Raw genomic sequence first — 19,039 nt, forward strand, 5'->3', positions numbered from 1 at the left:
AAAAGGATAATCGCAAAAAATAAAAGGTAGAAATTGTGGTAAATTGTTAGGAATAAACGAAACAGGATTTCTTTTGTTAAACTGATTTCTTTGATTTTTTGGAATAATAAATAAAGCAATCCGGCCAAAACGAAGAATTTTAGCAGATTAATCAGCTTTTTTGAGTTAATTTTCGGGAAATTTATCAGAAATCTTTCTTTTGGAAGCAAAAATAAGCGAAAAAATCATTTTAGGTGTCGATCCGGGTACGCGAGTGTTGGGTTATGGGCTAATTGGCGTCGATGGTTCGAAAATTAGAATTATTCAATATGGAGTAATTCGATTGGAAAAATACAATACCCATGAATTGAAATTGAAGAAAATTTTTGAGCGAATCACTCAGCTAATTATTGATTATCAACCCGGAGAAATGGCCATAGAAGCCCCTTTTTATGGTGAAAACGTGCAGTCGATGTTAAAATTGGGTAGAGCCCAGGGAGTAGCAATGGCCGCTGCCTTGGCGAGAGACCTCAATATAGTAGAATATTTGCCAAAAAAAGTAAAACAAAGTGTCACAGGAAATGGAAACGCGACCAAAGACCAGGTAGCTTATATGCTCGAAAAGCTATTTAACCAGACATTGGAAAAGAAATTTCTGGATGCAACTGATGGACTGGCCGTGGCTGTTTGTCATTTTATGCATGGAAAAACCAAAGCATTAAATGATAACACTTCTAAGAAATCGGGATGGTCGGCTTTTTTATCTGAAAACCCTGACAGGTTGAAATGATTTAGTTTCAAATCTGCGTTGAGGATAACCCATCTCAAAAACCTGTTTTTTTACTTTTATCAGAAAACCCTTAAAATATTGCTCAAAAGGGCATTTTTTAAAGCATTACAAATCAATATTTTATATTTTTAGGTAAAAAAAGTTTTGAAATAATTGCTTTTTTTTGACTCCAGATTTTGCTCAGAAAAATAAAAGGTCTATATTTGCAAACCTTTTCGAGAGGAAGGAGAGATGGGTGAGAGGCTGAAACCAACAGTTTGCTAAACTGTCGTACTGGAAACGGTACCGCGGGTTCGAATCCCGCTCTCTCCGCGAACTAGGTAAAAGTTAAAGTTTTAGTGAAAGTTAAAAGTTTAATTAGTTCTTTAAGTGTTTGATTTTGAAAAACTGAGTGTATTTGAAAAGATACGATTTATCAATAAAGAAATTTTCACAAAAATTCTTTCTAATAAATCAATTGACTTAGAAATAAGAGATCAAATCAAAAGAGCAAGTTTAAGTTCTTTGTTAAATTTAGCAGAAGGCTCAGGACGAGAGAGCAAAGCAGACAAGAAACATTTTTATGTTATGTCAAAGACTTCCCTTTTAGAAGTTTCAGCTTTACTTATTGTTATTGAAGATGTTTATTTTAATGATTTTAATTATCTAAAAGATTTAACATTGGAATGTATTAAAATGATGTCTGGATTAATAAAGTCTGTTAATTAATATTTTACTTAAAACTTAAAACTCACACATAAACTTAAACTAATTCGGGGTGTAGCGTAGCCCGGTCATCGCGTCTGCTTTGGGAGCAGAAGGTCGCAAGTTCGAATCTTGCCACCCCGACAAAAAAGCAGCTTCTGCTGCTTTTTTAAATTTAAGGAGGTCCCGTAGCTCAGTTGGATAGAGCAACAGATTTCTAATCTGTGGGTCATAGGTTCGAATCCTATCGGGATCACAAAGCTCGGCTAATGCCGGGCTTTTTTATTTTACATAATTAATGTATAAATCCACATACCAATCCAATGATTCAGGATTCTTCATGGCATCGCGGGTAGCGGCCTTTTCGGGGGAGGCTCCCATCAAAATTTTCTTAACAGCCATTTCCATTTTCTTTCCACTGATGGTGTAAGGAATATCTGGAGTTATAATTATCTCATCTGGGACATGTCTGGGGCTATATAATCCTCTGAGATTGGTATTAATGGCTTTTTTATCTACATCGCTAATTTCTTTGTCTGTTTTTACAAATAAAGGCATATAGAAATCTCCGTTTTCCTTCTCAATACAGACAATCAAACTATCTTTAATAAATTCTAAAGTCTCTACTGCACTGTAAATTTCTGCTGTTCCAATTCTTACCCCTCCCCTATTCAAGGTGGCGTCAGACCTTCCGAAAACAATAATCCCGCGATTTTCCGTAATTTTTATCCAATCACCATGGCACCAAACTCCCGGATATTTTTCAAAATAACTAGACTTATATTTTTCATTATTATTATCATTCCAAAAAAATACCGGCATAGAAGGCATTGGTTTTGCAATCACTAACTCTCCCAAATCTCCATTGACTGATTCGCCGTTTTCATCCCAGGCTTCGATGGCTGCTCCGAGCATTCTGCATTGTATTTCGCCAGAAATGACTGGTAGCATTGGATTCCCTCCAATAAATGCCGAACAAACGTCTGTCCCACCACTGAGTGATATTACCGGAACTCCTGTAATTTTATCAGAAAGCCAGTTAAATGCCTCTTCAGAAAGGGGTGAGCCAGTCGAGCCTATTGTTTTCAGAAGTTTGTCTTTCCCCGAAATATTAATATCGGACTTTAAGCATGTTTGAAAAAATGCTGCCCCAGCTCCTAAATGATTGATTTTTTGATCATCCACAAAATCCCAAATGACATTTAAGTCTGGATAAGCCACTGAGCCATCATATAAACACAAAGTAGCTCCAGTAAGTAAAGAAGAAAGAGCGTAATTCCACATCATCCAACCTGTGGTGGAATACCAGCAATATCGCTCGCCTTTTTTCACATTTTGATGCAGAGCCAGTGCTTTTAGATGCTCCAAAACCATCCCACCTGTTCGGTGAACAATGGCTTTTGGCTTTCCGGTCGTACCCGAACTGTACAAAACCCAAATCGGATCATTGAATTCTACCTCTGTAAACTCCAATAAGTGCTTGGCTTCTTGAGAAATAATATTACTCCATTGTTTACTTTCAAATAAAATTGTGTTGAGATCTGAGCCAATACCGTTTTGAATTTCTTCGACTTTTTGCAAAATATCAAAGGACTTCCCGTTGTATTGATAACTAGAATTGGCAAAAAATACTCTCGGTTTTATTTGTCCAAAACGCTCAATTACACTCTCGGAGCCGAAATCAGGAGAACAAGAGGACCATATTCCTCCCAAGCTGTTTACTGCAAGAAATGCGATGATAGTCTCCACGTTATTGGATGAATAAGCAACCGCAGTATCTCCTTTTTGAAAGCCGGTAGATTTTAACCAATAGGCAAGATTGGCCACTGAAGTTTCCAATTCGTGCCAGGCTATGCTTTTTACTTCCTGATTTTCACACTTATAAATAATGGCAGGTTGCTTAGCGTTGTTATTTCGAAAAATAAGTTTGGAATAACTCAAATAAGCACCTGAAAACCATTTTTTTTGATACATTTCAGATTCATCAGAAACTACTTTTTCATATTTTCCTGAGAATTTTATCTCAAAAAAATCAGCCAAAACCACCCAAAAATCATCAAGGCAAACTAAAGACCAATTATAAAGAGCATTGTAATCAGAAAAAGTCTTACCTGTCGCTTTTTCGGCAAATTTTAAAAAGTGATAAAGATTGCTATCCTGAATATGTTTTTCGGAGGGTGCCCAGATAATTTTTGACATAAATCAGATTTCCATTTCTAATAACTTATAACTCAGTGCCTTGCCGTGTGTATCCATTCGTAATGAGGTAGTTACACCAGTATCCAATGCCTCCTGACATACGAAAAGCAGGGAAGAGATATTGGGCATCTCATACCTTACTATTTCTCCTTTTATAATTTTTCCAAAATGTTTTTTTACCACATTTACTGTTACTTTAATTTTAAGCAACTCATAATCAGACTCTTCATAAGGAATCAAAGATAAAGTCGAAACATTGCCTTTATCTCCGGCACGGCTATGGGCTATTTCGTATAATTTCATATTCTAAAATATTTTCACCATTGGAAAAATAAAATTTCTCTTTACTAAAACCGACATGATACCGATAACTTCATTGGTGTATTTCCTCACACCACCTCCACCTGCCGGACCATTGGTATAAAGTGCCTCCACTTCCTCACCAATCAAAGAAGCAGTGTCAAAATCTTTGGCTTTACCGGCAATTCTTAATCTTACTTCATTTGGAATAACAGGATTATCTTTATCTCCGAAAACAGAATTGAAACCGACATAGTCTATTCTAAAATCATCAAATTGAGTGGCTATACGTTTCTCAATTGTTTCACTAGCCAGTTTTGCCCGTTCAAATGCCGAAGGACCGGCATAAGAAATTTCACCTTCTCCAAGAAAGAAAGCTTTGTAGCCCACACTTACCTTATAATTTTCCGGCTTCGTTTTTCCACCTCCCCCGGTAACTTTTACCTGATTTTCAGCTATTTCTTCCAGCTTAACAGTAGTAAAATCAGCCACTACATCGGGAGTATAATACTCATACGGATTAACCACTTCATACAGCAACTGCTCTTTTGCGGTCATTAGATTTATAATTCCACCTGTGCCTTCAACTTTCGAAATAATGCCCGAACCATCTGAGAAAACATCCGCAAAAGGATGTCCCAATTTGTCCATGTCCTGAACTGGTTTTTTAACAGGATCGGCAAAATATCCTCCGGTAATATGTCCGGCACATTCCATCAAATGGCCAATTACAGTTCCTTTTCCAAGTAATTCATAATCTTCTTTTGACCATCCAAATTCGTAAATCATCGGAGCCAAAAACAAAGAAGGATCAGCCACCCTTCCGGTTATAATTATCTGTGCATCAGACTCCAAGGCCTCAACAATTCCTTCTACCCCGATATATGCATTGGCTGAAATCAAAGTATCATTGTTTTTTTCTTTTATTAATTCAAAGGCTTGATTTTCTCCATTAAAAATCTCAAAGGCTTCAATAGGAAGATTTTGATAAGTCAAAACATCATCTCCGAAAACTGCAGCAACTTTAATATCAAATCCATTTTTTTCGGCCAAGGCCTTTACTTTCTTTGCAGCCATAACTGGATTTGCAGCCCCCATATTGGTGATTAATCTTACTTTATTTTTCACCAAATGCGGCAATAAAACCTCAATTCTTCTTTCCAAAAACGGATCATAACCTTTGTCCGGATTGGCCATTTTTCGCTTTTGTGCCAATGCGATGGTTCTTTCAGCCAAACATTCCAAAACTAAATAATCTAGTTCGCCCTTCTCAGCCAAAATCACTGCCGGCTCAATTCTATCACCGGAAAAACCTGCTCCACAGCCTATTCTGATTTTTTCTTTCATTATCAAATATGTATTGAACCCGAAATAATTGCCATAATTGTCATTACTATTGTGGTTCCCCAAGCCCACCAAAACGTATGCCTTTGATGCTCACCCAAATCTACTTCTGACAAGCCAATCAATAAAAACGTAGATGCTGTGAGCGGGCTGATTGGGAATCCTACAGTCATCTGGCCCAAAAGTGCAGCCCTACCTATTTCGAGCTGGTCAATTCCAAACTGACTAGCTGTTTGACCCAAAATGGGAACTACCCCAAAATAATAGGCATCAGGTGTAAAAAGTATGCTGGCAGGTAAACTCGTAATGGCAGTAAGTACTGGCAGCCAGTTGGCATGTTGTTGAGGAATCAAACTTACCAACGAACCAGCCATGGCTTCAATCATTTTTGAACCGGTTAAGATTCCGGAAAAAATACCGGCAGCGAAAATCATACTCGAAACCATGAAAATATTGGTTCCATGTCCTTTTAGTACTTTTGTTTGGTCAGAAAGTTTCGGATAATTGATTAACAAGGCCAACATACTGAAAACCACAAATATTACAGGTGCAGGAACCCACCCCATGGTGAGTGAAATTATCAAAAAAATGGTTAAAAGGGCATTGAATACAATCAATTTAGGTCTTTTCAATCCTTGCTGTTCCTGACTAAGGTTTTTGGAATGATTATAATCCAAATCAATCACGCCAAGTCTGTTTCTTTCTTTTTTTCCCAAATAATAAGCCACAAACAAAACCCAGGCAACACCTGCAATTATCGAAGGAATATTTGGATTGAAAATATGCATAGCATCTGATTTCATCACGGAAATGGCTCTTGCTGAGGTACCTGACCATGGCACCAGGTGCATAGGCCCTACACTTAAAGCGACAATACTTGAAAGTACAAGACGATTGATTTTCAGTCTTTTATATATAGGCAAAAATGCGGAAATGACAATCATAAAGGTGGCAGTACCGTCACCGTCAAGATGGACAACCATGGTTAATATGGCGGTTCCAATAACCACTTTCAATGGATCACCTTTTACAGACTTTATGATAAATGCAATGACAGGATCAAAAAGCCCGGCATCTAACATGGTAGCAAAATACAAAACAGCAAACATCAACAAAATGCCCGTGGGAGCTACCTGTTTGATTCCGGCTATGGCAAAATCGCCTAATTCTTTCGGTGAAAAACCAGCCAAAAACCCAAAAAGAATGGGCGTGAGAACTAATGCCGTCATGACAGACATTTTTTTGGTCATAATCAGCACCAAAAAGACCAGAATGGTGCCAAAGCCCAATAAAGCCAGCATATTGAAAATGTTAAGGTTGAATTCCGAAAAACTATAAATCTTTCGCTGCCCCTAAATTATTGAATAAGTTTGGGATTATTGTATCGGGAGGATAAAATAAGTGAAATTATAAATTTAAATAAATATTTGACAGAGGAATTTTTAAAAAAGCATCTTTTTAGAACTTTATTTTATCGGGATCCTTTCTATTGGCAAATACCCTTAGGATGAAGACTTTTTTGTCTTCCTCTGTGTAAAAAATTGAATTATGTTTTGAAATCACACATTTCCGAATCCCAAACTCACGATTTATAAGCGGAAAAGTTTTAGGATTTTTACTAATTTGAAATATTAAATGGTCTATTTTGTCTAGGAAATCACTAACAATCTGTTGATTCCATTGGTATTGTATAAATTCAATAATTTCGTTAAAATCCTTTTTTGAATCATCTGACCAATAAACTTCTTTAGTCATTTTTAATCTTTTGCCTGAATTGTTTCATTACTTCGGTATGAATAGTCCCATTATTTTTTTGAATGCTATATTTTGCCTGCAAAAGGCCTTCTTTTTGTATATCTGACATACTATTCCATTCTGCTTCTTCATCACTACTACTATGAACGTAGTTCTTTATCAGTCCAGAAATTTCATTTAACTGGTCTAATTTAAGATTTTCGATTATTCGATACAAGTCAACTTTTAACTCTGTAGCTGTCATTTTTAACAATATTTCGGAATGAAATTATAAAAAACTGTTAAAATATTTAATCCCAGGACACATTTTTTTGATTTTTAATCTAAAAAAAATCACAACTCACACCCCCACTCCCATTTTTTCCTTAATCTCTTTCATCTCATCACGGAAACGGGCGGCTTGCAGGAAGTCAAACTCTGAGGCGGCTTTTTCCATTTTCTTTTTGGTTTCTTCTAACAGAGCCTGAAGTTGCGGTTTGGTCATGTAACCAATGATTGGATCAGCAGCAATGCTTACCCGGTCAGGTTCAACATAATAACCTTTAGTACTTGGTTTGAAGTCGGCAATAGATGTCTGCTCCATGATCGCTTCCTTACTTTTCAAAATCGTAGTTGGAGTTATGCCATGTTTTTCATTGTATTCCATCTGTATCATCCGGCGACGGTTGGTTTCGTCAATGGCCTTGCTCATAGAACCTGTGATGCGGTCGGCATACATGATTACTTTACCGTTGGAGTTACGTGCTGCACGACCAATGGTCTGTATCAATGAACGAATATCTCTAAGAAAACCCTCTTTGTCGGCATCCATAATGGCTACAAGAGAAACTTCAGGCAAATCGAGGCCTTCCCGCAGTAAGTTCACACCAACCAAAACATCAATTACTCCCAATCTCAATTCTCTCAATATTTCCACCCTTTCCATGGTTTTCACCTCCGAGTGTATGTAGCGTCCTTTTATTCCTACCCTATCCAAATATTTGCTGAGTTCTTCAGCCATGCGTTTGGTTAAAGTGGTAACCAAAACCCTTTCATCTTTTTTTATTCGGTCGTTGATTTCTTCGAGTAAATCATCAATTTGGTTCAAACTTGGCCTCACATCAATTTCCGGGTCAAGTAATCCTGTTGGCCGGATAATCTGCTCTACTACAACACCGCCACTGAGATTGAGCTCATAATCGGCAGGTGTGGCACTTACGAAAATGGTCTGTGGAACAAGATTTTCGAATTCCTGAAACGTCAATGGGCGGTTGTCTAAAGCAGAAGGCAGTCGGAAACCATATTCAACAAGTGAGGTTTTACGAGAACGGTCACCTCCATACATGGCACGTATCTGAGGCATACTCACGTGACTTTCATCTACAATGAGCAGGAAATCATCCTGAAAATAATCTAACAGGCAAAATGGACGATCACCGGGTTTTCTTTTATCAAAATATCTGGAATAATTCTCAATTCCTGAACAATAACCCAGCTCCCGCATCATTTCGAGGTCAAATTCGGTGCGTTCCTGAATCCTTTGAGCCTCCATAACCCTACCATCACTCTCAAAATATTTGATTTGGGCCACCATGTCATCCTGAATGTCTTTGATAGCAGCTTGCATTACGTCTTTTCCTGTTACAAACAAATTGGCAGGAAAGACCACAATTTTATCCTCATTCTTAACTTTCTTTCCACTATGAGGCTCAATCATTTGAATTTCCTCAATATCATCTCCCCAAAAAATTACCCTATAAGCAAAGTCAGCATATCCGGGAAAAATATCGACCGTATCGCCTTTTACACGAAAAGTCCCTCTCGAAAACTCAATTTCGGTACGGGAATATAAAATCTGAACCAGAGAATAAAGGAATTTATTTCGGGTGATATTATCGCCTACATTTACTTTTACGATACTGTCTCTGAACTCATTGGGATTCCCCGCACCATAAATACATGATACAGAAGCCACTACAATAATATCTCTACGACCAGACATCAAAGAAGACACTGTACTTAACCTGAGTTTTTCAATTTCCTGATTGATCATCAGGTCTTTTTCTATATAAGTATTGGTTGACGCAATAAAGGCTTCGGGCTGATAATAATCGTAATAAGAGATAAAATATTCAACAGCATTATCAGGAAAAAACTGCTTAAATTCGCCATAAAGCTGTGCAGCCAAAGTTTTATTATGACTTAAAATAAGAACTGGCTTATCGACCTCAGCAATTACATTAGCGATGGTAAATGTCTTTCCACTACCTGTCACCCCCAGAAGTACTGAAGCTTTTTCACCTGAATTTATGGAATGAATCAACTGCTCGATAGCTTGAGGTTGGTCCCCGGTTGGTTGAAAAAGAGAAGTAAGCCTATATTCCATAATTCAAATTTTGCCCAAATATAAAGAAAAAACAGGTTTTTGGAGGTTTGAGTTCTGATTGCTAAATAGTTTGGCTAAAGCTATTTGTTTTTGTTCTTCGGTTTATTTGAAGTCATAAAAAACTGAATTTTGCCTCCGCCACTTATATCAGAATGTTTGATTCTCAAATTATTTACCGGCTGGCCATTAAAAAGTATTTTTTGAATATAAACATTTTTCTCACCTGGATTTACACTTTCTATCGAAAAAGTTTTTCCATTTTCAAGGTTGATTTTTGCCTCATGTACCAGCGGACTTCCAATCCAATACTCATCTGAACCCGGTGAAACAGGATAAAAACCCAAACTGCTAAACAAGTACCAGGCACTCATTTGACCACAATCATCATTGCCGCGAAGTCCGTCTGGGCCATTGGCATATTGATTACTTAGAATCATCCTGATGGTTTCCTGAGTTTTCCATGGTTTTGAGGTAATGTTGTACAAATAAGCCACATGATGTGCAGGCTCATTTCCATGCACATAGTTCCCGATTATCCCTTCCCTGGTAATATCTTCAGTATTTGCAAAAAACTCATCAGGTAAATGCATCGTAAAAAGTGAATCCAAATATCTCGAAAACCGGGCCTCTCCTCCCATTGTTTTCATTAATCCTTCCGGGTTATGAGGAACATACAAACTGTAATTCCATGCGTTTCCTTCAATAAAACCCTGACCATGAGTCTCCAACACATCAAATTTTTGTCTGAAATTTCCGTCAGCCAATTTTGGTCTCATAAAACCCAATCTGGAATCATACACATTTTTCCAGTTTTCTGAACGTTTCTGAAATTCCTCAAAAATCACATTATTTCCTAAATATTTCGCCAATTGAGCTATACACCAATCATCGTATGCATATTCAAGTGTATTAGAAACCGAAGTGCTATTTATATCGGAAGGAACATATCCCATATCCATGTAATCACCAATTCCTTCGTATTTTCTTTGCCGGGCGGTATTTACACAGGCAGCGAGTGCCTCGTTTGCATCTCCTTTATATACTCCTTTCAAAATGGCATCAGCCACCACAGAAACACTATGGTAGCCACTCATGCACCAGTTATCATTGGCATAATGTGACCAAATCGGAAGCATTTTCAGAGCACTTTGATAGTAGTGCTCCATCATACTTTTAACCATATCGGCATTTCGGGATGGATTTACAATGTTGAGATAGGGATGGAAAGCCCGAAAAGTATCCCAGAGCGAAAACGATGAATAATTGGTATATCCTGAAGCCTGATGAATTTCGTGGTCCAATCCTTTATATTTTCCATCTACATCCATATAAACTGTTGGCATCAATGCAGCGTGATACATGGCTGTATAAAAATTGATCAAATCTTTTTCAGAAGGCAATTTAACATCAATTTTACTCAATTCTTTTTCCCATAAATTCTGACCATCTGTCTTAGTTTTTTCAAAATTCCAATGTGGGATTTCTGCATTTAAATTTGCCGAAGCACCCGACATATTCACCGGCGATAAGGCCACTTTTGCCATTACTTTTTCACCGGCTTCCACATCAAAATCAAAATGCATTCTTAGTTGCCTTCCTGCCAGATCAGGGAAGTTTTCCTGTTGATTAAATTTCCTCCAAAAACCTCGGTAAACTTGCTGACTTTCGTAATTATTACTTCCGTAAGACTTAAAAGGCTTCGAAAAAGTCATAGTAAAATAAACTGTGCGGGTTCTTGCCCAGCCTGTAGTTTGGCGGTAACCTGTCAAAGTGCTGTCATTGATCACCCTTACGACCGTCCATACATTTTTATCTTCATAATTGTAAATTCCGGAAGTCAAATCCAGAATAATATGAGCTTCCTCCTTTTTGGGAAAAGTATAGTGATGAAAACCAACCCTTGTGCTGGTGGTCATTTCGGCTAAAATATTGTCATCTTCCAGCAGCACTTTATAATAATTGGGCTCTGCCACTTCATTTTTGTGACTAAATCTTGACCGAAAGCCATTTTCAGGCTTATCGGCTGTTCCGGGATTCATCAATAGTTTCCCGGTTATTGGCATCACCAAAATATCTCCTAAATCTGAATGTCCGGTACCACTGAAGTGCGAGTGACTAAAACCGACGATGGTGGGGTCCTGATACCGGTAACCGGCACAAAAAGTATAGACTTCGGGATTATATTTTCCATTTAACTCATAAGAAACGGTATCAGTATCGGGGCTCAATTGTACAGCTCCAAAAGGAACAGTTGCTCCCGGAAAAGTGTGCCCCATTTTAGCCGTTCCAATAAATGGGTCAACATAGTTGATTTTATTTTGAGGAAAAGCCAGGTAAGAGACTAATAATAAGCCGAATAATATTTTCTTCATTAAAAAGCAGTTTTTAAAAGATAAAAATAGCTCATAATTTTATATTCGAGACCGTTTTTCAATTGGAATAACAAATAAAATAATAAACCTTTTAGAATTATTTGCTTAATTTTGATTTGTTAAATAAAAGAAATTTTCAAAGGGTTAAATTGAAATTTTTCCTTTTGTTTTTCGTTAGTATTTTATCAAAAAAACAACAAATTATTATGAAAAAGACCACTACAATTCTCTCTCTGATTCTTTTTTTGAGCATAAATCTGATGGCTCAGGAACAAAAACGTACCAAAATCTTCAAATATCATCCTTTCAGTCTGATAACCGGATCATTTAATCTGAGTCAGGAGATTTTTAATAAGGAAAATACCAAAAGTACAGTTATTGGTCTGGGGATCAGGTATGTAAATAAAGAATCAGACAATAATTATTACGGAAGCAGCACTACCTATGAGCAATTTAATAAGTGGCAGGGGGCTTCGGTTTGGGTTGACAGAAGGTTTTATGTTCCTGCTTTTCAGTCCGGTGAAAAATATGGTTTTAATAATGAAAAAGTAAAATTTGGAGTGTATCTGGCACCTGGGTTAAAACTTGATTATAATTACAACAACTACGATAACGGTTATTATTCAATGAATTACAACCAGGCCGGCCAAGCCATTGATCCCGTTTTGTATATTAACAATGGCAAAACCAGCTATCTTTCGGCATTTCCAAATGTAAACATAGGCATGCAGTTTACACTGTTTCAAAATATGTATATCGACACTTTCATCGGCGGTGGTGTGAAGTTTATTTCAAAAAATATCATCGCAGACAATAGCCCTCAGGGTGGTAATTACGGTTATTCTTACGTGACCACCGATGCAATTGAAACTTTTGTAATCAGAGAAGGAGTAAGACCAAATTTTGGTTTTTCTTTAGGAATAAACCTTTAATCGAGGCAAATTTTTAATTTAATTTGGGGTATGAAATAATTCTGCTCCAAATTGATTTATTTAAAACGATTCTCGCATTTCTGGCTTAACCAAACCAGCCCAAGAAACCTTTTTTTAGCGTTTGCGGCTCAGTTGATAATTGGCATGTTTATTTTGCCAAAGTCATATTCTTTGCTTGATGCTTCCGGTACAATGCCGGCTTTAGAGTTTCGGTTTGGATTTAAGTCTGAACTTGTTACCCAATATTTAAATTTTCTGGGCACAAAAGGAAGAAATATTTATCTGATAATCAACCTCCTGATAGACAGTATTTATGCTATTATCTACAGTATTTCATTTAGTTTGATATTAAGCTATTTTCTGAAATTATCATTTTCACAAAATCACTATTTCAGATTATTCAATCTTTTCCCATTTGTGGTTGGACTCTTTGATTTATTTGAAAATTTGGGGATTTCCTGGATGATAATTTCTTTTCCAGACATTAATCAAGCACTGGTAAAAATTAGCTCTTATTGCAGTTTAACAAAGTGGGGAGCTACACTTTACAACATCATTTTATTATTTATCGCCCTTTTCGCCTGGGCTTTTAGTCGAATCAAGATTTTCAGAAGATAGATTTATTTTAAACCAAATTTTTTCCCCGGACTTTGTTTTACCAAATCCTGAAACTCAAGATTTAATAATATTGAGGCAAGTTTATTTAAAGAAATTCCGGTTTGCCAGCTTATTTCATCAATCAGCATATCGCCATTGTGCATGAGCTTACTTAAAACCGCACTTTCTTCCTGAGAAAAATGAGACAAGTCAATTTCAGTTTTTAGATTTTTACCAGAAAATGAGCTCAAATCTTCATCCCATTTCATCCAACTAACAAAGTCCTCCACATTTGTAAAAATCTGGGCTTTATTGTTGGAAACCAAATAGTTTGGACCTTCAGAATGTTTTTGAAAAATGCCCCCGGGAATAGCAAACACTTCCCTGTTGTAATTATTGGCGTATTCGGCAGTGACCATCGAGCCACCTTTCCTGCCAGATTCTACCACAATTACGGCATCAGCCAGCCCGGCAATGATCCGATTTCTGGCAACAAAAAACTGGGGCATGGTACGAGTATTGAGGGGTTGTTCAGAGATCAAAAGTCCTGACTCTTCCATTTCTTTCGCTACTTTCAGATGGCTTTTGGGATAAACATCATCCAGACTATTGGCCAAAACACCCACAGTGGAGAGTCCATTTTTCAATGCGGCTTTGTGAGCCGCTACGTCAATTCCATAAGCCAACCCACTAACAATCTGAACATTATACTCTTTGAGTTGACTTACAATTTCCTCTGTACTTTTTTTGCCGTATTCAGTTGAATCACGTGTACCTACTATCGCCAGACTACGTGCGTAATCCAGATTCCCCTTTCCTTTAAAATATAAAATAGCGGGAGCGTCAAAAAGATTTTTAAGTCTGGGAGGGTAATCAGGATTTTTGAAGGAAACTATTTTAACTCCAAGCTTCTCACATTGTTTTATTACCGATTCGGCTTCTATGAGGGCTTCATCGGCTTTTTTTAATCCTTCTACAATGCTTTTACCCACATTGGGGACTTTCATGACTTTTTGTGTACCAGCTTTCAAAACCTCTTCTGCTGAGCCAAAAGCATTTAATAAATGTTTAAAAACCACCCCTCCTACTCCTTCGATTTTACTGAGGGCAATTTCGTGTAGAATTTCGTGCTGCATAGAATTTATTCGATTGATTCACTGAGCCATTCAAGGCTTTTTTTTATTTCTTTTAATCTTACAATTACTTCTTTTTTATTGTCCTTTTCTATTTTTTTCTCTTTTAATTTCTCCCTTGCACCTTCCAATGTGTACCCTTCAACCTGAATCAAATTTACAATTTTTTGGAGTTTATCAAGGTCAGTATGCGAATAACGACGATTTTTCCCCACCTTTTGTATTTTCACATTAAAGGTTTTAATGTAAAATTCCAAAGTAGGTAATGGCAAATTAAGATGGCCGGCAACTTCTTCTGTGGTAAAAAAAAGCTTCATTTAACTTGGACAGATTTTTTTCTCAAATCTACAATAATTTGTTTGAGTTCCGACATCTCTCCTTCATTTGCCTCCCAATTATTGGTCAAAATATATAAAAGTTTTAAGGAATTTAACTCTTTCAAAACCCCAAAATTACCCGAAAGCTGATTATTGGAAACATCCAAATCGGTTAAAGAAACGCAATTTTTGAGACCCGCAGGCAGGGTTTTTACCATGTTAAATCCTAAATCCAAAAGCTCAAGATTTGGTGGGATTTCGGGAAGATTGCTCAGTTTGTTATGGTGGGCATAAAGCGTTTTAAGGTTTATTAAATTTGAAAAACCGGCCGGAAAATCCCAAAGTTTGTTATTGGAAACCGCCAATGTTTGAAGTGATTCTAATTTGGAAAAACTTACCGGCAAATCTCTGAGATTGTTGTGATAAAGATCCAAAATCTGAAGTTTATTTAGTTCACCAAAATTTTCAGGCAAGGTATTTACATAATTATTATAGAGATTCAGCACCTGAATTTTTTTGAAATACCTGATATTTTTTGAAGAAAAAGTCGAAATTGAATTATTGGCCAAAACCAAATCAGTCATATTTTTATTTTTCAGCCATTTTTTATTCAAATTATCTATGCCATTTTCGGTAAGATTCAGCACTTTAACAGAAGAATTCTTCCTGATCTTCAACGACTTGTCACTTAAATAATTATCACTTAAATCCAAAGTTTTTAAATGAGGGATTTTCCGGGTATTTATTTTCAGTTCCGAAATCTGATTTTTGCTTAAGTTGAGATTCTCAAGTTTTTTAAAATTATAAACCCCGCCTGGAAGTTTTTTCAAACCATATCCTGAAAGATTAATTTCTTTTACATCGGAATTCAAACCTGCCAGATATTCTTCTACTGTCTTTGCTCCGGGTTTATTATTAAAATTTAACATAATACTTCCGGAAACCACAATTGGCCTTAATAACTCTGTTTTATTTTTATATTCATTCAAACAATTTTTTACTGCTTTTTCCAAAATCACTTTTTGGATATCAGTAAAATCAGCCTTATTATTTGAAATCGAGCGGCTATTTCCGGAGGGGTTAATTTGCATAGAGCTTAAATGAAATTCAACCGAATCAACTTTTTGTAAATCATTGAAATACAACTCATAATTTAAATAATCAGAACTTGAGAATTGCTCATAAGTATCGGTTTTGACTAACTCTCTCCTCAGTAACTTTCCAAAATTCAGAGCTATTTTGATTTTCAAGGTTTTATCTTCTTCAAATTGGGCTTTGGATAAATGTTTATTCTCTACCGCTGAAGTATCCTTGAAAATTATTTTCTGCGAAAAGGCAAATTGAAGAATAGTTAGAAAAAAGAATAATGTGAGTTTTGTCCTCATTCCTCTGATAGTTTTTCCTTAAAAATATAACTATTATTTTAGTTATACAAAGAAAGATGAATCTTTTCTTCTAAAAAAGATTGAAAAAAGCTAATTTTGCGGCTCATTTTTAAGGAAATCAATTAATATAGTATGACCTCGCACCAGATTCGTAAGGCATTTTTAGATTTTTTCATCAGTAAAGGCCACCTGATTGTTCCTTCTGCTCCATTGGTTGCCAAAAACGACCCTACTCTGATGTTTAACAACTCAGGTATGGCTCAGTTTAAGGATTTCTTTTTGGGCAATGGCACCCCGCCAAGCACCAGAATAGCCGATACACAAAAATGCCTGAGGGTTAGTGGCAAGCACAATGACCTCGAAGAAGTTGGCTTTGATACCTATCACCACACTATGTTTGAAATGCTGGGAAACTGGTCATTTGGCGATTATTTCAAAAAAGAAGCCCTTCATTGGTCATGGGAATTGCTCACTGAGGTTTATAAACTTCCAAAGGAAAGGATTTATGTCTCGGTATTTCAGGGAGATGAAAAAGACGGCGTACCTTTTGACCAGGAGGCTTTTGATATCTGGAAAGAAATAATCGGAGATGAAAACCGCATTATTCTTGGAAATAAAAAAGACAATTTCTGGGAAATGGGTGAAATCGGACCGTGTGGCCCTTGTTCTGAGATTCATATTGACCTACGTGATCAGGAGGAAATTGATGAGATTTCAGGAAAAGAACTTGTAAATAAGGATCATCCGCAAGTTATAGAAATTTGGAACAACGTATTTATGCAGTTTGAGCGGAAAGCTGATGGCTCATTGTTGCCATTGCCTGCCAAACATGTGGACACCGGCATGGGCTTTGAAAGACTTTGCATGGCTATTCAGGGCAAAAAATCGAATTATGATACGGACATTTTCCAGAATACCATTCAGGTAATCGAGCAGATGTCAGGCAAAAAATACGGCGTAAATGGAACCCTTAGGTCTGATAACTATGTGGATGTAGCCATGCGTGTAATCGCCGACCACTTACGGGCGGTGAGTTTTGCCATCGCCGACGGCCAGCTGCCATCCAATGCCAAAGCCGGCTACGTAATTAGGAGAATTTTGAGAAGGGCCGTTCGGTACGGTTATTCTTATCTTGACTTCAGAGAGCCGTTTATGACAAAACTGGTACCGGTTTTAGCTGAGCAGTTTGCGGCTGTGTTTCCTGAACTTAAAGCTCAGGTAGATTTCGTAACCAGAGTAATTTCGGAAGAAGAAAAGACTTTTCTTCGTACCCTCGAATTGGGTTTGAAAAGGCTGGATCATATTTTTGGAGAAACCAAAGATTCAAAAATATTGGATGGAAACACTGTTTTTGAACTTTCCGACACTTTCGGTTTTCCGGTTGACCTGACTGCTTTGATTGCGAGAGAAAAAGGTTTTTCGATTGATGAAGAAGGATTCAAGAGTGCATTGGCCGAACAAAAAGCCCGCAGTCGCAAAGATGCAAGCAAAGAAGCTGCCGATTGGATAGAATTAGGAGAAGTTGATGGTGTAGAGTTTTTGGGTTATGATTTCACCGAATCCAATGCTCAGCTCATGAAATATCGGGTGGTAAAAACTAAAACCGGCGATGAACTTCATGTGGTTTTGGATCAGACGCCATTTTATGCTGAATTGGGTGGACAGGTAGGTGACACCGGTACAATTTCGTTTGAATTAGGTAGTCAAAAACATGTATTACAGGTAATTGATACCAAAAAAGAGAATGACCTTTTTGTGCATATTTCTAAAAATGCCAAATTGGCCGATGTGCTGGAACAAACTCAAAATCCAATAGAGGTTTTTGCCCAAATTAATAATAACAGAAGAGAAAATATCAAGAAAAACCATACCGCTACGCACCTGATGCTGGCTGCTATGCGTCAGGTTTTGGGCACACATATTACACAGAGAGGCTCATTCCAAAATGAGGAAGTGACCCGTTTTGACTTTTCGCATTTTTCGAAAGTAACCGACGAGGAATTGTTAAAAATCGAAGATATTGTAAATACCAAAATCAGAGAAAATATTGCTCTGGACGAGAAACGCAATGTGCCCATCAATGAGGCTTTGAAATTTGGTGCAACGGCGACTTTCGGTGAAAAATACGGTGACTTTGTGAGAGTAATCACTTATGGTTCAGACTTTTCGGTGGAATTATGCGGGGGTACTCATGTGCCTGCCACAGGTGAAATCGGACTTTTCAAATTTACTTCTGAAGGTTCGGTATCGGCAGGTGTAAGAAGAGTAGAAGCCGTAACCGGAGAGAAAGCCCTGGAATTGATGCGATCTCAAACCGAAACCCTTGATGCCATCAGAGGGCTACTCAAAGGAGCGTCTGACCTTCCAAAGGCCATTGAGGCATTGATTGAAGAAAAAAATCAGCTTCAAAAAAGAATAGAAAGCCTTGAAAATGAAAAACTAAGTGGTCTGAAGACGGAGCTTCTATCAAAAGCTAAAAATGTTGATGGAGTGAATGTAATGGCCGAAAAAGTAACCGTATCGAGTGCCGATGCCTTGCGTCAGTTGGCTTATGATTTGAAGAAAGATTTGGGTAAATGTTATATAGTTTTGGGTGCGGTTGTCAATCAAAAACCCAATCTTGCAGTATTAATTGACGAAAGTCTCCTGGCAGAAAAACAATTGCATGCCGGAAATATCGTAAGAGAGTCAGCCAAAGCCATGAAAGGTGGCGGGGGCGGTCAGCCTCATTTTGCCACTGCCGGTGGAAGTGATGCCGCAGGATTGGAGGCAGCAATAAAACAGGCATTGGCATATATTTCGTAGGCAAATTCCTGCGTTTTATCCTTTATAAGTCAATTTTAGAATATTAATTTTTTTTAATAAATTAGTTTTTAGTTTATTTGTA

General features: G+C 37.2%; 16 protein-coding genes and 3 tRNA genes. 8 read left to right on the forward strand and 11 right to left on the reverse strand.

The window, feature by feature from the left end:
- Positions 1 to 199 precede the first annotated feature (199 nt).
- From ruvC to IPP61_18690, 5 genes are all read left to right on the forward strand, one after another.
- Positions 200 to 769: a crossover junction endodeoxyribonuclease RuvC gene (gene ruvC / locus IPP61_18670; GenBank protein ID MBL0327156.1), complete on the forward strand. Its 570-nt coding sequence runs from the start codon at positions 200 to 202 to the stop codon at positions 767 to 769.
- Between the two features lie 225 nt (positions 770 to 994).
- A tRNA-Ser gene (locus IPP61_18675) sits at positions 995 to 1,081 on the forward strand.
- Positions 1,082 to 1,138: 57 nt separating this feature from the next.
- Positions 1,139 to 1,477: a four helix bundle protein gene (locus IPP61_18680; protein ID MBL0327157.1), complete on the forward strand. Its 339-nt coding sequence runs from the start codon at positions 1,139 to 1,141 to the stop codon at positions 1,475 to 1,477.
- A 45-nt stretch (positions 1,478 to 1,522) separates the two neighbouring features.
- Positions 1,523 to 1,597: transfer RNA gene (locus IPP61_18685), tRNA-Pro, on the forward strand.
- Between the two features lie 38 nt (positions 1,598 to 1,635).
- A tRNA-Arg gene (locus tag IPP61_18690) sits at positions 1,636 to 1,709 on the forward strand.
- 26 nt (positions 1,710 to 1,735) lie between these two features.
- On the opposite strand, the gene IPP61_18695 is transcribed toward IPP61_18690, so the two are convergent.
- The 8 genes from IPP61_18695 to IPP61_18730 all read right to left on the reverse strand — a co-directional run bounded on the left by IPP61_18695 (position 1,736) and on the right by IPP61_18730 (position 11,788).
- The gene (locus IPP61_18695; protein MBL0327158.1) at positions 1,736 to 3,652 is read right to left on the reverse strand and encodes an acetoacetate--CoA ligase; all 1,917 of its coding nucleotides are present in this window, start codon (positions 3,650 to 3,652) and stop codon (positions 1,736 to 1,738) included.
- 3 nt (positions 3,653 to 3,655) lie between these two features.
- On the reverse strand, positions 3,656 to 3,955 hold the full coding sequence (locus IPP61_18700; GenBank protein MBL0327159.1) for a hypothetical protein: 300 nt from the start codon (positions 3,953 to 3,955) through the stop codon (positions 3,656 to 3,658).
- 3 nt (positions 3,956 to 3,958) lie between these two features.
- Positions 3,959 to 5,299 (reverse strand): DUF1446 domain-containing protein, encoded by a 1,341-nt coding sequence (locus IPP61_18705; protein ID MBL0327160.1) that lies wholly within the window; start codon positions 5,297 to 5,299, stop codon positions 3,959 to 3,961.
- 2 nt (positions 5,300 to 5,301) lie between these two features.
- A complete protein-coding gene (locus IPP61_18710) occupies positions 5,302 to 6,597 on the reverse strand; it encodes a citrate transporter (GenBank protein ID MBL0327161.1) in 1,296 nt (431 codons plus the stop codon).
- Between the two features lie 157 nt (positions 6,598 to 6,754).
- Entirely contained in the window at positions 6,755 to 7,051 is a 297-nt protein-coding gene (locus IPP61_18715) for a type II toxin-antitoxin system RelE/ParE family toxin (GenBank protein ID MBL0327162.1), read from the reverse strand.
- Positions 7,044 to 7,295 (reverse strand): hypothetical protein, encoded by a 252-nt coding sequence (locus IPP61_18720; GenBank protein ID MBL0327163.1) that lies wholly within the window; start codon positions 7,293 to 7,295, stop codon positions 7,044 to 7,046. The genes IPP61_18715 and IPP61_18720 overlap by 8 nt, the downstream gene beginning before the upstream one ends.
- 96 nt (positions 7,296 to 7,391) lie before the next feature.
- Positions 7,392 to 9,416 (reverse strand): excinuclease ABC subunit UvrB, encoded by a 2,025-nt coding sequence (gene uvrB, locus IPP61_18725; protein MBL0327164.1) that lies wholly within the window; start codon positions 9,414 to 9,416, stop codon positions 7,392 to 7,394.
- 80 nt (positions 9,417 to 9,496) lie between these two features.
- Positions 9,497 to 11,788, reverse strand: a complete 2,292-nt coding sequence (locus tag IPP61_18730) for a GH92 family glycosyl hydrolase (protein MBL0327165.1) — start codon at positions 11,786 to 11,788, stop codon at positions 9,497 to 9,499.
- A 206-nt stretch (positions 11,789 to 11,994) separates the two neighbouring features.
- Between IPP61_18730 and IPP61_18735 the strand changes: the two genes are divergently transcribed.
- Positions 11,995 to 12,720, forward strand: coding sequence for a hypothetical protein (locus IPP61_18735; protein ID MBL0327166.1), 726 nt, complete (start codon positions 11,995 to 11,997; stop codon positions 12,718 to 12,720).
- Positions 12,721 to 12,771: 51 nt separating this feature from the next.
- Positions 12,772 to 13,338: a hypothetical protein gene (locus IPP61_18740; protein ID MBL0327167.1), complete on the forward strand. Its 567-nt coding sequence runs from the start codon at positions 12,772 to 12,774 to the stop codon at positions 13,336 to 13,338.
- Positions 13,339 to 13,340: 2 nt separating this feature from the next.
- On the opposite strand, the gene dprA is transcribed toward IPP61_18740, so the two are convergent.
- Genes dprA through IPP61_18755 form a run of 3 tightly spaced genes read right to left on the reverse strand, consistent with a single transcriptional unit; the run spans position 13,341 to position 16,152 of the window.
- Positions 13,341 to 14,453 carry a DNA-protecting protein DprA gene (gene dprA / locus IPP61_18745; protein MBL0327168.1) on the reverse strand — a complete coding sequence of 371 codons (1,113 nt, stop codon included), beginning with the start codon at positions 14,451 to 14,453 and terminating at the stop codon, positions 13,341 to 13,343.
- A gap of 5 nt (positions 14,454 to 14,458) precedes the next feature.
- Positions 14,459 to 14,767, reverse strand: coding sequence for a MerR family transcriptional regulator (locus tag IPP61_18750; protein MBL0327169.1), 309 nt, complete (start codon positions 14,765 to 14,767; stop codon positions 14,459 to 14,461).
- On the reverse strand, positions 14,764 to 16,152 hold the full coding sequence (locus IPP61_18755) for a leucine-rich repeat domain-containing protein (GenBank protein MBL0327170.1): 1,389 nt from the start codon (positions 16,150 to 16,152) through the stop codon (positions 14,764 to 14,766). Before IPP61_18755 ends, IPP61_18750 begins: the two co-directional genes overlap by 4 nt.
- Before the next feature lie 132 nt (positions 16,153 to 16,284).
- Between IPP61_18755 and alaS the strand changes: the two genes are divergently transcribed.
- On the forward strand, positions 16,285 to 18,957 hold the full coding sequence (gene alaS, locus IPP61_18760) for an alanine--tRNA ligase (protein MBL0327171.1): 2,673 nt from the start codon (positions 16,285 to 16,287) through the stop codon (positions 18,955 to 18,957).
- Positions 18,958 to 19,039: the final 82 nt, after the last annotated feature.

Source organism: Cytophagaceae bacterium (assembly GCA_016722655.1).
Classification (GTDB): Bacteria; Bacteroidota; Bacteroidia; order Cytophagales; family Spirosomataceae; genus Leadbetterella.

Coding starts and splice junctions, on each gene's coding strand:
- IPP61_18695 (MBL0327158.1), bottom strand. CDS start 3,652: ATGTCAAAAATTATCTGGGCACCCTCCGAAAAACATATTCAGGATAGC.
- IPP61_18700 (MBL0327159.1), bottom strand. CDS start 3,955: ATGAAATTATACGAAATAGCCCATAGCCGTGCCGGAGATAAAGGCAAT.
- IPP61_18705 (MBL0327160.1), bottom strand. CDS start 5,299: ATGAAAGAAAAAATCAGAATAGGCTGTGGAGCAGGTTTTTCCGGTGAT.
- IPP61_18710 (MBL0327161.1), bottom strand. CDS start 6,597: ATGCTGGCTTTATTGGGCTTTGGCACCATTCTGGTCTTTTTGGTGCTG.
- IPP61_18715 (MBL0327162.1), bottom strand. CDS start 7,051: ATGACTAAAGAAGTTTATTGGTCAGATGATTCAAAAAAGGATTTTAAC.
- IPP61_18720 (MBL0327163.1), bottom strand. CDS start 7,295: ATGACAGCTACAGAGTTAAAAGTTGACTTGTATCGAATAATCGAAAAT.
- uvrB (MBL0327164.1), bottom strand. CDS start 9,416: ATGGAATATAGGCTTACTTCTCTTTTTCAACCAACCGGGGACCAACCT.
- IPP61_18730 (MBL0327165.1), bottom strand. CDS start 11,788: ATGAAGAAAATATTATTCGGCTTATTATTAGTCTCTTACCTGGCTTTT.
- IPP61_18735 (MBL0327166.1), top strand. CDS start 11,995: ATGAAAAAGACCACTACAATTCTCTCTCTGATTCTTTTTTTGAGCATA.
- dprA (MBL0327168.1), bottom strand. CDS start 14,453: ATGCAGCACGAAATTCTACACGAAATTGCCCTCAGTAAAATCGAAGGA.
- IPP61_18750 (MBL0327169.1), bottom strand. CDS start 14,767: ATGAAGCTTTTTTTTACCACAGAAGAAGTTGCCGGCCATCTTAATTTG.
- IPP61_18755 (MBL0327170.1), bottom strand. CDS start 16,152: ATGAGGACAAAACTCACATTATTCTTTTTTCTAACTATTCTTCAATTT.
- alaS (MBL0327171.1), top strand. CDS start 16,285: ATGACCTCGCACCAGATTCGTAAGGCATTTTTAGATTTTTTCATCAGT.